This window comes from Streptomyces sp. NPDC054872, assembly GCF_053610705.1.
The window spans coordinates 186,443-200,788 of the sequence record NZ_JBSGYY010000008.1; the positions used below are offsets into that span (position 1 = coordinate 186,443).

The following is a 14,346-nucleotide window of genomic DNA, read 5'->3' on the forward strand; positions in this document are numbered from 1 at the left end:
CGCTACGAGCACAACGGGGGTTGCGTTATGGCGGGGAATCGACCGGCGGATTGGCATGTCCTGGACTTAGACAAGGACCCGACGCCGGGTGACCCGGACCGGGTGCGGAATCTTGCGAAGAATCTGCACGATTTCGCCGACGACGTGTCGAAGGTTCTGCGGGACATCAAGGGGATGGCGGGCGAGGACGCGATCCTCACCTGGGCGGGCAAGACCGCCGAATCCTTCACGGCGGAATTCGAGGACGCGCCGGGCAAGCTGAAGAAGCTCAAGAAGAGCTACGAGATGGCCGGCGACGCCCTGTCGGCGTACTGGCCGGAACTGGAACGCTCCCAGGCCCTGGCCGACAAGGCACTGGTCAAGGGACGTGAAGCGCAAGGCGACTTGAGCAGCGCCCAGACGCGACTCACCTCCGCCGACTCGTGGATGGACAAGGCGGGCAAGGAAGCCGACAAGTACAAGGACGACAAAGACTCCGGGAAGGATGTTCCCAAGCCGGACCCGGACAAGGTCAAGGCCGCCACCCGCAACGCCGACTCCGCCGAGAAAGCCCAGACGACGGCCAAGTCGGACGTGTCCGCCGCGAAGAGCAACCTCGACGCGGCGAAGAAGATGGCCGAGGACGCGCGCAAGATGCGCCAGAACGCGGCCGGTACGGCGAAGAAGAAACTCGAAGAGGCCTCCGACGCCGGGATCCAGAACCGCAAGTGGTGGGAGGAGGTCGGCGACTGGGTCACTGACAACTGGGACACCATCGTCGCCGTCTGCAAGGTCGTCGTCGCCGTCCTCGGCGTCATCGCGCTGATCATCGGCGGCCCGATCCTCGGCGCCATCGTCCTCATCGCCGCCCTCGTCGTCCTCGCCGACACCCTCAACAAATACGCCAACGGAGAAGCAGGCCTACTCGACGTCGCCTTCGCCGCCCTCGACTGCATACCCGGCATGAAGGGCATCACCTCTGCCGCCAAACTCGCCAAGGGCATGAAAGGCCTCAAGGCAGGGCTCAAGGGGCTCAAGTCGGCGCGGGGAGCGCTGACGCAGGGCGCGAAGGGTGCGTTCAACCGCATCAAGAGCAAGATCAAGGGATGCGGTGACCCGGTGGACGTGGCCACCGGGCAGATGTTCCTGAGCGAGGACGATGTCACCCTGCCGGGTACGCTACCGCTGGTCTTCACCCGTCGTGTCGCCTCGGGATACCGCACCGGCGGTTGGTTCGGGCCGACTTGGGCCTCCACCGTCGATCAGCGCCTGGAGATCGACGAGGACGGCGTCGTGTTCGTCACCGAGGACGGCATGCTCCTTGCCTATCCTCACCCCGAGGGGCCATGCGCTTCCGTTCTGCCCGACTCTGGCCCGCACTGGCCACTGGAGCGCCTGGACGATGGTGGATACCGCGTCACCAACACGGTCACCGGGCACCGTCGATACTTCGCCCCGCCCGTCGATGACGTAGCGCTCCTGGTGCGGATATCCGACCGCAACCACAACAGCATCGATATCGACCACGAGGCCGATGGCACCCCGCTGGCGATCCGCCACAGCGGCGGCTATCACCTCAAGTTGGCCGTGGAGGACGAGCGCATCACCGTGCTGAGTCTGGCGGGTGCCGCCGAGGACGGCGCCGACGCCGTGATCAAGCGATACGGCTATACCGACGGCAACCTCACCCACGTCATCAACTCCTCCGGTCTGCCCCTGAAGTTCACCTACGACGAGCGGCTTCGCATCACGTCGTGGGAGGACACCAACCAAAGTCGTTACACCTACGCCTATGACGACCAGGACCGCTGCATCGCACAGCAGGGGATGGCCGGGCACCTGGCCAACACCTTCGCCTACGACATGAAGGACCCCGCGTGGCCCGGTTGCCGCATCACGGAGGCCACCACGGCCGAGGGCGCCACCTCCCGCTTCGTCATCAATGACCGCTGCCTGGTCGTCGCCGAGATCGACCCGCTGGGCGGCATGGTCACCACCGCCTATGACGCCCACCAGAACGTGGCAGCCACGACAGACCAACTCGGGCACACCACTCATGTGGTGAGCAATGAACTGGGACAGCCCATCTCGGTAACCGGCCCGGACAACACTGCCGTGCGCTACGACTACAACGATCTCAACCTCGTTACGGCCGTCCACCTCCCCGACGGCACTTCCTGGGAGCGGTCCTACGACGAGCGCGGCAACTGCATCGCTGTCCGCGATCGGTCAGGGGTCGCCACTCGCGCCTCCTACACCCAGTCCGGTCATTCCCTTGCAGTCACCGATGGGTTGGGCTTTGTCACCACCGTGCGCTGCAATCCTGCGGGGCTACCGCTTGAGATCACCGATCCGCTAGGGGCGACCACAACATACGAGCGGGACAGCTTCGGTCGTCCGACGGTCATCACAGATCCCACGGGCGGCTGCACCCGCATGGAATGGACGAGCGAGGGCAAACCAGCTCGTTCGACCGCCCCCGACGGCTCCACGGAATCATGGACCTTCGATGGAGAGGGCAACTGTCTCAGCTATACCGACCAGCTGGGACAAGTCTCCCGTTCTGAGTACACACACTTCGACCTGGTCGCGGCCCGCAGCCGTCCGGACCGCTCGCGCACCGAGTTCGTCTACGACGCCTCGCTGAGGCTTACCGGCGTCGTGAACCCACAGGGGCTGACTTGGAGTTATGAGTACGATCCCGCAGGGCGCCTGATATCTGAGACGGACTTCGACGACCGCACACTTAAATACACATATGATGCAGCCGGCCGCCTCTCCTCCCGCACAAATAGCATCGGCGAGACAGTCTCCTTCGAATACGATGCGCTTGGCCGGATCATCCGGAAGGATTTCGCCGGAGCCGTCACCACCTTCGCCTACAGCCCTCTGGGGCACTTGACCCACGTCACTGGACCGGACTCCGAAGTTCTGCTGCGGCGTAACCAATTGGGGCAACTGCTCTCTGAGACCGTCGACGGACGCACCGTCTCCTACACCTACGACGGAGCAGGGCGCCGCTCGAGCCGCACCACACCCACAGGTGCGACCAGTGCATGGACCTACGATGCTGTGGGTAATCACGCTCAGCTGAGCACCTCCGGCCAGGTGATTGACTTTCAGCACAACCCTGAAGGCCGGGGACTTTCCTGGCGGGTCAACGGGAAACTTACGCTGGATCATGCCTTCGATGAATTGGGGCGCCTCAGCGCGCAGTCGGTAATCACCCACGACGGCACACCGGTCCAGGGCCGCACCTATTCCTACCGACCCGATGGCAATCTCACCCAAGTCGGTGATCAACTATCCGGTACGCGCAGCTTCGATCTGGATTCTACCGGCCGTGTTACGGCCGTCCACGCCGATAAGTGGACTGAGACCTATGCCTACGACTCAGCCGGTAATCAAACCCATGCAATCTGGCCCGACAACCACGCCAGCCACGAAGCCACTGGCGCGCGCACCTATTCCGGCACTCGCATAACTCGTGCTGGACAAGTCCGGTATGAGCATGACGCTCTCGGCCGCATCACTCTGCGGCAGAAGATCCGTCTCTCTCGAAAGCCTGATACGTGGCGCTACGTCTGGGATTCCGACGATCGCCTCACGGAGGTGACGACTCCCGACGGCACACGCTGGCGATACCGCTATGACCCGCTCGGCCGCCGCACATGCAAGCAGAGGCTCGCGAAAGACGGCGAATCCGTTGTCGAGCAGACTGACTTCACCTGGGACGGAAGCACCCTCTGCGAGCAGACGACGTCTGCCGTCGACTTGCCTTATCCGGTCACGTTGACCTGGGACCATCAAGGACTGCGCCCTATAGCCCAGTCAGAGCGCATCGCGGCCGTAGATTCCCCACAGGATGAGATTGACTCTCGCTTCTACGCGATCGTCACCGACCTCGTCGGCACCCCTACTGAGCTCGTCGATGAACAGGGAAACGTTGCTTGGCACTCGCGGAGCACGCTCTGGGGAACCACCACGTGGGACGAGAAGAGTACGACATACTCCCCGTTGCGCTTCCCCGGACAGTACTTTGATCCAGAAACTGGACTCCACTACAATTACTTCCGCCACTATGACCCTGAAACGGCTCGATATCTTACCCCTGACCCTCTCGGCCTGGCGCCTGCACCAAATCCGAATACCTACGTCCAGAACCCTCATACATGGGTTGATGCGCTTGGACTCGCACCCGATGACTGTGTAAAACCTGTTCCCATTTATCGAACACCGAAGGCCAAGGATGCGGCTTACGAGCGGGCACACGGCCCCAATCCGGCCAATCATCAGCCAGATGTTGAAATCGCACCAGGTGTCATGTCGGACGGGAAAATATACTTTGGCGAGCGCGGAGTTGCCGCAGAATACATGAGCCCAACAAACAGTAACTTCGCGGACGGGATGGTTCGCTACGACATGCACCCCGATTTCCTCAAGGAATTCGGCCAGAAGCCGTACGCACAAGTCCATGACTGGAAGGGCCCGAATGGATCTCCGCGGATCGAGTTCGAGATCCCGGTCGATAAACTTGATAGATTCAACGAGTTGACACTCGATAGAACATGGGTACCCATGGGCGGAAGAGGTTGAGGAAATGGTTGTCAATCATCAAGAGCTCGATGTCACGATCAGGGTGGTCAGTCCGGTTGGATCCTTCGTAAACTTCGATGGGCAGGAGGGGTTCATCGACCAGACCAAGCACCCATCTTGGTGGTCTGATGTAGAGCCTCCCAAGGCGGGCGATCGAGTTCACGTAGTTGTTCTGGACGATTCCAGGACTCCGCCTCGCCTAAGCGCCCTCGATGATGACATCGAGATCGGGAGAAGACTCCGTGGGAACGGAGCCTGATCTCCTGAATGCCCCTCCGGCTCAAACACGAAGCCCTCCCCGACGGCAGCGATTCCGAGGTCGCCGAGGCCATCAGCACGGCCACGCGTCAGCAAGGGCTCCGGCGACCTCCCGAACGGCCCCGTCGACGGGACGCAGGACATCCAGTCGATCAAGACCTTAGCCGCAAAGGCGACCGAGCACCCTGGCGGGTGACGCCGACGTCCATGTGGCCGTCAAACAGCGACAGTAAGGCTGAATTCGGGTCGGCCGATCTACTCTGACGGAATGTCAGACAACCAGTCGGTCGGCCTGTCCGTTGAGCAGCCCGTTCGTCAATCCGGTGAGCAGTCGACCGCAGATCAGTCGACCGAGCTGCTCGGCTTCGACAACGTCCTCTTTCCCGTCGGTGATCTCGAGGAAGCCGTCAGCTTCTACGAGCGTGCCGGGTTTCCCGTGACGCATCGGATCGACGAGATCGGGCTCGCCATCCTGAAGGTGGGCAAGGAGACGCCCGGGATTCTGTTGCGGGTGGAGGAGGGGGTCGAGCATCGGCCGGCCGCCTGGGCCATGCCCCGCGTGTGGCTCGAGGTGGGGGACGCCCGGGCTGCCGGGCGGGCGCTTGAGGCCGCCGGGATCAAGCCGCTCACGCCCGCCGCCTCCGTGGCCACCGGGTGGACCGTCGAAGTCGCCGACCCCTGGGGCAATGTCGTCGGGTTCACCGACTACCGCAAGCGGCCCGAGCTGGCACGGAGTTGAGCAAGGGGGCGCGCGTCAGTTCCAGCGCGCCCCGCCGTCCGCCTCCGCCACCACCATGATGCGGCGCAGCATGTCCGAGAGCTGCGCCCGCTCCTCCCCGGAGAGCACGCCGAGCAGGCGGTACTCCTCGTGGCCCAGTACGTCCATCGCGCCCAGCCAGATCGATCGGCCGGACGCGGTCAGTTCCACGTCCACCCTGCGACGGTCCGTCTTCGACGGGGTGCGGTGGAGCAGGCCGCGCTTCTCCAGGCCGTCCAGGCGGCCCGTCACGGACGCGGGGGCCAGGTCCAGGTCCGCGGCCAGTTCGGAGGGGGTCGCCCGGCCGCCCCGGCCCGCCAGTTTGTGCAGCGTGTCGAACTCGTGGCGCTCCAGGTCGAAGTCGACGAGGGACTGCTCGCGGACGCGGCGCAGGTGGACGGTGAGCTTCTTCAGGCGGGTGACCGCGCCCTCCACGTCCGGGTCGAGGGCGGGGAGCACGGGGAGCCAGCGCTCCACGTGACCGTCCGTCCAGTCCCGGGGCGCCTCGCTCTCGCTCTGGTTCGCCTTCTCGTCGTCGGCCTCGACCTCGCGCCTCTTCGCCATGTTCGCAGCCTACGTCCACACACTTCGGCTTCAGATATTTCGTTGACGAATAATTCGTTACCGAAATATATTCCTCACCATGCCGTCGTACCCCCTGCTGCGCAACCGTCCCTTCCGGCTGTTCTTCCTCGGCCGCTCCCTGTCCGTCATCGGTGACGCCGTCATCCCCGCGGCACTCGCCCTCGCCGTCCTCCGCGTCACCGGATCCACCTCCGCGCTCGCGCTCGTACTCGGCTGCGCGATGGGGACGAAGTTGCTGTTGCTGCCGCTCGGGGGTGTCGTGGGCGACCGGTTCGATCCCCGTACCGTCGCCCTCGCCTCCGATCTGGTGCGGTGCGCGACCCAGCTTTTCGTGGGCGTACAACTGCTCGGCGGCGACCCGCAGTTGTGGCACATCGCCCTCGCCGAAGCGATCGGTGGCGCGGCTTCCGCCTTCGCCATGCCGACCCTTTCGCCGCTCATCGCGACGACGGTCGCCCCACAGCAGCGGCACGCGGCCAACGCCGCCCTGGGCGTGGTCGGCAGCGGCGCCCGTGTCGGCGGCCCCGCGCTCGCCGGGCTGCTGATCCTGGTCGCGGGGCCCGGCTGGGCGTTCGTCCTGGACGCCGTGTCCTTCGGCGTCAGCGCGTGCCTCCTCGCGGCGGTCCGCACCCATCGCGAGGAGGCAGAACCCACCGCGCGCCGGTCGCTCCGCAAGGACCTCGCCGAAGGCTGGCACGAGGTCCGCAGCCGCGACTGGTACTGGACCAGCCTCGTCGCGCACTCCGCGTGGAACGGCGCCGCCGCCGTCCTCATGACGCTCGGGCCGCTCATCGCCATCCAGGAGCTGGGCGGCGAAGGCGCCTGGATCGCCATCCTGCAGGCGGGCGCCGTCGGCCTGCTCGCCGGTTCCCTGCTCGCCGGGCGCGCCAGGCCGAAGCGCCCGGTCCTCGTGGCCAACCTCGGCCTCGCGACGTACGCGCTGCCACTGGCCCTGCTCGCCGCCGAGGCCCCCGCGCCCGCCGTGATCGCCGCCTACGGAGTCGCGCAGGCGGGGCTCGGCTTCCTCAGCCCCGTGTGGCAGACCTCGGTCCAGGCGGCGATACCGTCCGGCGCGCTGGCCCGCGTCACCTCGTACGACTGGCTGCTTTCGCTGGCCGCGATGCCCCTCGCATACGTGCTCGGGCCGCTCGCGGCGGACGCGTGGGGCACGGCGACCCCTCTGTGGATCGCGGCGGCCGTGGTGGGCGTCGCGTGTGCGGGGACGGCGGCCGTGCCGGGAGTACGCCGCTTCGGGGTGCACGCCACCACCCCTCAGGCCGCTCCCGTCGACACCGCCCTCTCGAAGAACGTCTCGAGCGACACCGTCGCCTGAGTCCCGCTCACCCCGTCGATCGCGTACAGCCGCCGCAGCACGTCCTGGAGTTGCTCCGTCGTCCCCGTGCGGACCTTCACCAGGACGCTGGCCGTGCCCGCGATGACGTGCGCCTCCTGGATCTCGGGGATCGCGGCGAAGTCAGCCGCCCGGTCCCCCATCCAGGCCGTCGAGTCGACCATGACGAAGGCCAGGACTCCCTGGCCCACGGCCGCCGGGTCCACGTCGACCGTCGTGCGGCGGATCACTCCGCGCTCGCGCAGCTTGCGTACCCGCTCGTGGGTCGCGCCCGCCGAGAGCCCCACCGCCTTGCCCAGGGTCGCGTAGGGCTGGGCGGCGTCCTCCTGCAGCAGGGCGAGCAGTGCCCGATCGGTGTCGTCCATCAGCTGTGATCCCGCCATCCGTTCGCCGACTCTTGACGTACACCATACCTCGTACTGCAATATCGCCTAGATACCGAATGCTGTTCACCCATTACGCGAGGCAGGGGTCGTCATGTCTTCCCAGAAAGTCCCGACGTCGTACGAGGTTCTGGACGAGCGCTTCCGTACGGGGCGGTGCGCCAACGGGGACGCGAAGCTGGAGGTGCTGTACGACGACTGCCGGTGGGCGGAGGGGCCGCTCTATCTGCCCGCCTGGCGCCAGCTCATCTGGAGCGACATCCCCAACGACCGGCTGCTGCGCTGGGACGAGACGACCGGCCGCGTCGGGGTCTTCCGGTCGAACGCCGGATACGTCAACGGCAACACCCTCGACCGGGAAGGCCGGTTGATCTGCTGCGAGCAGGGCAACCGGCGCGTGACCCGCACCGAGCACGACGGCCGTGTCACGGTGCTCGCCGACCGCTTCGAGGGCAAGCGGTTCAACAGCCCGAACGACGCCGTGGTCCGCTCGGACGGGTCGGTCTGGTTCTCCGACCCGGACTTCGGGATCACCAGCGACTACGAAGGGCACCGCGCGGCTGCCGAGATCGGCGGCTGTCACGTCTACCGGATCGACCCCGTGACCGGTGACGTGCGCATCGTCGCCGACGGCTTCGAGGGGCCGAACGGACTCGTCTTCTCGCCCGACGAGCGGCAGTTGTACGTGTCCGACTCCCGCGCGTCCAGGATCCGGTCCTCGACGTGAGCGAGGACGGGACCGCCCTCACGGACGGCGCCGTCTTCGCCGAGTCGAAAGCCGGCTTCGACAACATCCGCTTCGACGACGAAGGCCGGCTGTGGGCCGCCGCCTTCCACGACGGGGTGCACTGCTACGACCCCGACGGCACCCTCATCGGGCGGATCACGGTCCCGGAGGCCGTCGCCAACATCGCCTTCGGCGGACCGCGGAACAACCGGCTCTTCATCGCGGCGACGACCTCGCTCTACTCGCTCGTGATGTCGGTGACCGGGCTGCCGAGGGTCCGGGCCGCGGGCCCCGGACCCACCGGTTAGTTCACCGTGTCCATCTCTCCCACCGCCAGCTCCACGTCGTACACCAGCGGCTCGTCCGCGACCATGAGATGCCGTGCGCGGGACGCGTAGCCGGACGCCGTGACGGCAAGGAGGTACGCGCCCGCCGACGGTGCCGCGACGATGTACGAGCCGTCGGCGAGGGACGTCACGCGGTCCAGCTGGCCGCCTCCCTTGGAGAGGAGGGTCAGCGTCGCGCCCTCCACCGGGTCGCCCTCCGCGGTGCGGATGAAGCCGTGCACCACGGAGGCGCCGCCGTCGGACTCCCCCACGCGCGCGTGGGGGACGGGCGCCGGCTCGTCCGCCTCTTCCCGCGGCTCCACCGCCAGGTGCGGGAGGCGCTTCTCCAGGCCCGCGGGGAGCCACCAGTTGGAGCGGCCGAGCAGATGCATGGCGGCCGGGACGAGGGCCGTGCGCAGGATGAACGCGTCCAGGGCGACCGCCGCGGCCAGCCCGATGCCCGCCATCGCGCCCTCCATGTCACCGCTCAGGACGAACGCGGAGAAGACACAGATCATGATCAGGGCCGCGCAGTTGATGACCCTGCTCGTCTCCGCGAGGCCGACGCGCACCGCTCGCGCGTTGTCCTTCGTGTGCACCCATTCCTCGTGCATGCGGCTCACCAGGAACACCTGGTAGTCCATCGAGAGCCCGAAGAGCAGCGACAGCATGATGACGGGCAGGAAGGCGGTGATCGGGCCCTCCTTGCCGATGCCGAGGATCTCCGTGCCCCAGCCCCACTGGAAGACCGCCACCAGCACACCGAAGGACGCCGCCGCCGCGATCAGGTTCATCAGGGCCGCCGTCAGCGGCACCACGAGGGAGCGGAACGCGACGAGGAGCAGGAGGAAGCCGAGCGTGATGATCGCTCCCACGAAGTAGGGCAGCCGATCGCCGGTCACCGCCGCGAAGTCCTTGAAGACGGCGGTGACGCCGCCTACATGGGCTTCCACTCCGGCCTCCGGAATCACGTCTCCCCGTAGACGGTCGATGAGCTGATCCGTCTCCTCCGACTGGGGGGAGGTCGTCGGGACCACGCTGATGACCGACACGCCGTTCGCCGGTGGGGCGGCCGCCACCCTCGCGACGCCCTCCGTCTCGCGGATGGTCGCCACCAGGCTCCCGGTGTCGGCATCCTCGGCCACTACTTGGAGGGGGCCGTTGAATCCGGGACCGAACCCCTCGGCGAGCAGGTCGTACGCCTGCCGGGTCGTCGTCGACTCCTGGTGGTTGCCCTGGTCGGTCGCGCCGAGCCGCAAGGAGAGCAGCGGCAGCGCGAGGAAGGCCATCACCACGAAGGCGAGCGCCGCGATCGAGCGAGGACGCCGCTGGACGTACGAGGACCAGCGCGCCGCGAGGCCGCTCGCCTCGGCGGGCTCCGGTCCCGTGGCGGCGAGGTGGCGCCGCTGCCTGCGGCTGAGCACCCGGGGGCCGAGGAGTCCGAGGAGCGAGGGCAGCAGGGTGATGGCCGCGAGGACGCTCAGGACCACCGTCAGGGAGGCCGCGATGACCACGCCGTCCAGGAAGCGCATGTTCATCACCAGCATCCCGGCGAGCGCGATGCACACCGTGCCGCCCGCGAAGAGCACCGCGCGGCCCGAGGTGTTCAGGGCCTGCACCGCGGACTCCTCGGGCTCCATGCCGCGCAGGATGCCGCGCCGGTGCCGGGTGACGATGAAGAGCGCGTAGTCGATGCCGACGCCGAGGCCGATCAGCGAGCCGAGCAGCGGGGCCACTTCGGGGATGTCGGTGACGTGGCTGAGCAGCATCGTCGAGAGCATGCCGAGGCCCACTCCGAAGACCGCGATGACGATGGGCAGGGCCATCGCGAAGAGCGAACCGAAGGCCAGGAAGAGCACGACTGCCGCGGCCGCGATGCCGACCATCTCGGCGATGCCGGTGGGCGGCTCCTGGATGCGGGTGATCGCCTGGCCGCCCAGTTCGACCCGCAGACCGGAGCGTTCGGCGTTCTGCGCCGTGTCCACGACGTCCTGCACGAGTTCCTTGGGGACCGAGTTCGCCTCCTCGGCGAAGGTCACCTGGGCGTAGGCGATGCGCCCGTCCGCGCTGATCTGGGCCGCGCCCGCCTGCCGTGAGGCGTACGGGCTCGCGACCTCGCCGACGCCCTTCATGCCGGCGATCTCCTTGAGCGCAGGCTCGACACGGGAACGTACGTCCGCGTCCCGGGCCGATGCCCCCTCGTCGACGCGCCAGACCACCGTGTCGGTGTCTCCGGCGCTCTCCGGGAAGGCCTTCGTCATCAGGTCGTACGCGCGCTTGGAATCGGTGTCCGGCAGGGAGAACACATTCGAGTAGTTCGTCCCCGCCGAGGTCCCCGCGGCCCCCAGGCCGAACAGAGCCCCCACCCACAGCACAAGGACCACCAGACGGTGCCGATAGCACCACCGCGCCAAAGCCGCCACGATCCACTTCTCCTTCGCGTCGTCAGGTCCCCCGGGCCCGTGTTTCAGGAGCCTCAGCATCGGCGCCACCGCGCCGCGAAGGCGCCGCGCGGCCATGATTCTCAAGTAACTCCAAGGCACGGACCGGGTCTTCGTACAACGCCCGCGCCGATACTGAGGTCATGAGCCACGCCGAAGGCCAGCAGGGAACTGATGTCGGAGCACGAACCGGCCCGGCCGGTCGGAGCGGCCCGGCCGGGCCGGACGCCGGGGCCACCGTGCTCGTCGTCGAGGACGAGCCGAGCATCGCCGACGTGCTCGCCATCGCCCTGCGCTACCACCGCTTCGACGTGATGGTGGCGGGCACCGTGCGCGAGGCCCTCGCCCTCGCCGGGCGCACCCGGCCCGACGTGGCGCTGCTCGACGTGATGCTGCCGGACGGCGACGGCCGCGCCCTGGCCGGGGAACTGCGGGCCCGGTGCCCCGACGCGGCCCTGCTCTTCGTGACGGCGCGGGACGCGCCGGCGGAGGTCGTGGGCGCCCTCGGTCTCGGCGACGACTACATCACCAAGCCGTTCAACATCGACGAGGTCATCGCCCGTATCGGAGCGGTCCTGCGCCGCACAAGGGCGGGCGACGTGCTCCCCCAGCGGCCCCCGCTGCGCTACGGCGACCTGGAGCTGGACGAGACGGCCTACGTGGTGCGCCGCGCGGGCCGCACGGCACAGCTCACGCCCACCGAGTACGCCCTGCTGCGCTTCCTCGTGCGCAACGGCGGCCGTGTGGTGCCCAAGGAGCAGCTCCTGCGCCACGTCTGGCAGTACGAGCACCCCGCCGAGTCGACCGTCGTGGAGACCTACATCAGCTATCTGCGGCGCAAGCTGGACGCGCTCGGCCCACCGGTGATCACGACCCGGCGGGGTGTGGGATACGGCCTCGCATGAGGCGTGCGCACCGCGGCATGAGTTCGCTGCGCGCCAAGCTCACGTGGGTGAACGTGGCGCTCCTCGCCCTCGGCGTCATCGTGGCGACCGGGGTGAGCGTCATGGGCATGCGCCACTACCTGCTGGACAACGTGGACGCCGAGCTGACGCAGTCGCGCTCCTCGCTCCTGAGCACGGGCCTCACCATGAAGGAGTTCGAGAGGCTCAGTGATCTGGGCATCGCGCTCGACAAGCTCTCCCCCGGCGGCAAGGAACGGGCGGGCGCCCTGCCGCGCGGGAACACGGTGTTCGTGGCGGTGGACGGCCGCGGTGAGCCCGTGGCCATCGGCGCTCTCGCCCCGACCACGCGCCAGCGCGCCCTGGCCGCCGCCGTCGACGACGCCGAGGCGGTCGCAGAACGGTCCGAGCCGCAGGACATCACCCTGGACGGTGACGCCCACCGCATGGTGGGCGCGAAGCTCGCCGACGGCGCGACGGTCCTGATGGCCGCGGACACGCAGGACGTGGAATCGGGCATCAGGAAGGCACTCAAGCTCGACGCGGCCTTCGGAGTGGTCCTGTTGGGGCTGCTCGCCGTCCTCACGATGATCTCCGCGCATCACCGGCTGCGGCCTCTGGAGGACATGGTCGAGACCGCGTCCGCCATCGCCGAGGGCGACCTCACCCGGCGCGTCCCGTCGAGCCGTGCCCCGGCGACGGAGACCGAACAGCTGCGCCTGGCCCTCAACTCCATGCTCCACCAGGTGGAGTCCGCCTTCGAGACCCGCGAGCGCAGCTCGGCACAGCTGCGCCGCTTCGTCGCCGATGCCTCGCACGAACTGCGCACGCCTCTGTCCGCGATCCGCGGCTACTTGCAGCTGTACGACAAGGGGATGCTCCGTGACCCGGCGGACCGCACGCGCGCGTGGAGCCGCGTCATCGCCGAGACCGATCGGATGGGACGCCTCGTCGACGAGCTGCTCACCCTGGCCCGCCTCGACCAGCAGCCGGAACTGCGCTTCAGGAACGTCGACCTGAGCCGTCTCGTACGGGACGTCGCCGACGACCTGCGGGCACAGGAGCCGGAGCGTCCGCTCACGGTGTGCGCCGATGGGGCGGTGCTGATCCGCGCGGACGAGTCGGGGATGCGCCAGGTGCTCGGCAACCTCCTGGCCAACGTACGGGTCCACACGCCCGTCGACGCGCCGGTCACGCTGGGCGTGGAGCGGCAGGACGGGGTGGTGCGACTGCGCGTGGCCGACCGGGGGCCCGGGCTCGCGGAGGCGGACGCGGCGCGCGTGTTCGACCGGTTCTTCCGCGCGGGCGGCGGTGCGGGCAGCGGCCTCGGGATGGCGATCGTGCAGGGGGTCGTCGCGGCGCACGGGGGTGAGGTGGGGGTGGAGACGGCGCCGGGGGCGGGGCTCACGGTGACGGTCACCTTGCCTGCGCGGACGGGCGGTTGAGGTGGGCGGGCAGGGTGGCGGCGCGGCTCAGGGAGGGGCGTAAGGCCGCTCAGGGGGGTCTCAGGCGCGTACCAGTGCCCACACGGTCTTCCCGTGCCGTCCCCGTTGCCAGACGCCCCACGCCTCGGCGAGGGCGTCGAGCAGGCGCAGGCCGCGACCGTCCTCCTCCAGGGGCCCCACTTCTCGCAGCTCCGGTCTCGCCGGGCTCTCGTCGGACACTTCTATGAAGCAGTCCCCGTCGGCGAGCACCGTGACCGCGACCTCGAACTCCCGGTCGAGGACGAGGCCGTGGCACACCGCGTTCGTCACGAGCTCCGACACGAGGAGCACGGCGTCGTGCAGCGCAGCGCTCTCCTCCTTGTGCCCCCAGGCGGCGAGGTGATCATGGACGCGGAGCCGGGCGAGCGATACGGACGCCGGATGCGGAGCCAGCCGGAAAGCCTGTCGTCGCAACAATGTTCCCCCTATGGCACACCAAAGCGCCAAGAACTGCACACACTTCCGACACTTAATGCTGCGCAGAGGTAATACCCGGTGTCACACCGTCACCTCATGGCCCGGCTGTATCCGGCCAGGTTTGTCCGGCATCCGCCCCA

Annotated in this window: 9 protein-coding genes and 1 pseudogene; 6 read left to right on the forward strand and 4 right to left on the reverse strand. The window is 68.0% G+C overall.

Translation table 11 applies throughout. The features are described from left to right. Positions 1-27: 27 nt before the first annotated feature. A complete protein-coding gene (locus ACWGIH_RS12780) occupies positions 28-4,575 on the forward strand; it encodes a DUF6531 domain-containing protein (protein WP_453448054.1) in 4,548 nt (1,515 codons plus the stop codon). A 526-nt stretch (positions 4,576-5,101) separates the two neighbouring features. Next, on the forward strand, positions 5,102-5,572 hold the full coding sequence (locus ACWGIH_RS12785) for a VOC family protein (protein ID WP_453448053.1): 471 nt from the start codon (positions 5,102-5,104) through the stop codon (positions 5,570-5,572). A gap of 15 nt (positions 5,573-5,587) precedes the next feature. On the opposite strand, the gene ACWGIH_RS12790 is transcribed toward ACWGIH_RS12785, so the two are convergent. Beyond that, positions 5,588-6,154 (reverse strand): MarR family winged helix-turn-helix transcriptional regulator, encoded by a 567-nt coding sequence (locus tag ACWGIH_RS12790; RefSeq protein ID WP_453448052.1) that lies wholly within the window; start codon positions 6,152-6,154, stop codon positions 5,588-5,590. 79 nt (positions 6,155-6,233) lie between these two features. Between ACWGIH_RS12790 and ACWGIH_RS12795 the strand changes: the two genes are divergently transcribed. Then, on the forward strand, positions 6,234-7,508 hold the full coding sequence (locus tag ACWGIH_RS12795) for an MFS transporter (protein ID WP_453448051.1): 1,275 nt from the start codon (positions 6,234-6,236) through the stop codon (positions 7,506-7,508). Here the strand turns inward: ACWGIH_RS12795 and ACWGIH_RS12800 are convergent. Beyond that, positions 7,448-7,891, reverse strand: a complete 444-nt coding sequence (locus ACWGIH_RS12800) for an Lrp/AsnC family transcriptional regulator (RefSeq protein WP_453448050.1) — start codon at positions 7,889-7,891, stop codon at positions 7,448-7,450. The genes ACWGIH_RS12795 and ACWGIH_RS12800 overlap by 61 nt on opposite strands. 112 nt (positions 7,892-8,003) lie before the next feature. On the opposite strand from ACWGIH_RS12800, the pseudogene ACWGIH_RS12805 reads away from it, so the two are divergent. After that, a pseudogene (locus tag ACWGIH_RS12805) lies at positions 8,004-8,944 on the forward strand (SMP-30/gluconolactonase/LRE family protein). On the opposite strand, the gene ACWGIH_RS12810 reads toward ACWGIH_RS12805, so the two are convergent. Further along, on the reverse strand, positions 8,941-11,376 hold the full coding sequence (locus tag ACWGIH_RS12810) for an MMPL family transporter (protein ID WP_453448109.1): 2,436 nt from the start codon (positions 11,374-11,376) through the stop codon (positions 8,941-8,943). The pseudogene ACWGIH_RS12805 and the gene ACWGIH_RS12810 overlap by 4 nt on opposite strands. Before the next feature lie 266 nt (positions 11,377-11,642). Here ACWGIH_RS12810 and ACWGIH_RS12815 point away from each other — a divergent pair, with 266 nt between their 5' ends. Then, entirely contained in the window at positions 11,643-12,308 is a 666-nt protein-coding gene (locus tag ACWGIH_RS12815) for a response regulator transcription factor (protein WP_453448108.1), read from the forward strand. Next, positions 12,305-13,750, forward strand: coding sequence for a sensor histidine kinase (locus tag ACWGIH_RS12820; protein ID WP_453448049.1), 1,446 nt, complete (start codon positions 12,305-12,307; stop codon positions 13,748-13,750). Before ACWGIH_RS12815 ends, ACWGIH_RS12820 begins: the two co-directional genes overlap by 4 nt. A gap of 60 nt (positions 13,751-13,810) precedes the next feature. On the opposite strand, the gene ACWGIH_RS12825 is transcribed toward ACWGIH_RS12820, so the two are convergent. Then, a complete protein-coding gene (locus tag ACWGIH_RS12825; protein ID WP_453448048.1) occupies positions 13,811-14,206 on the reverse strand; it encodes an ATP-binding protein in 396 nt (131 codons plus the stop codon). Positions 14,207-14,346 lie beyond the last annotated feature (140 nt).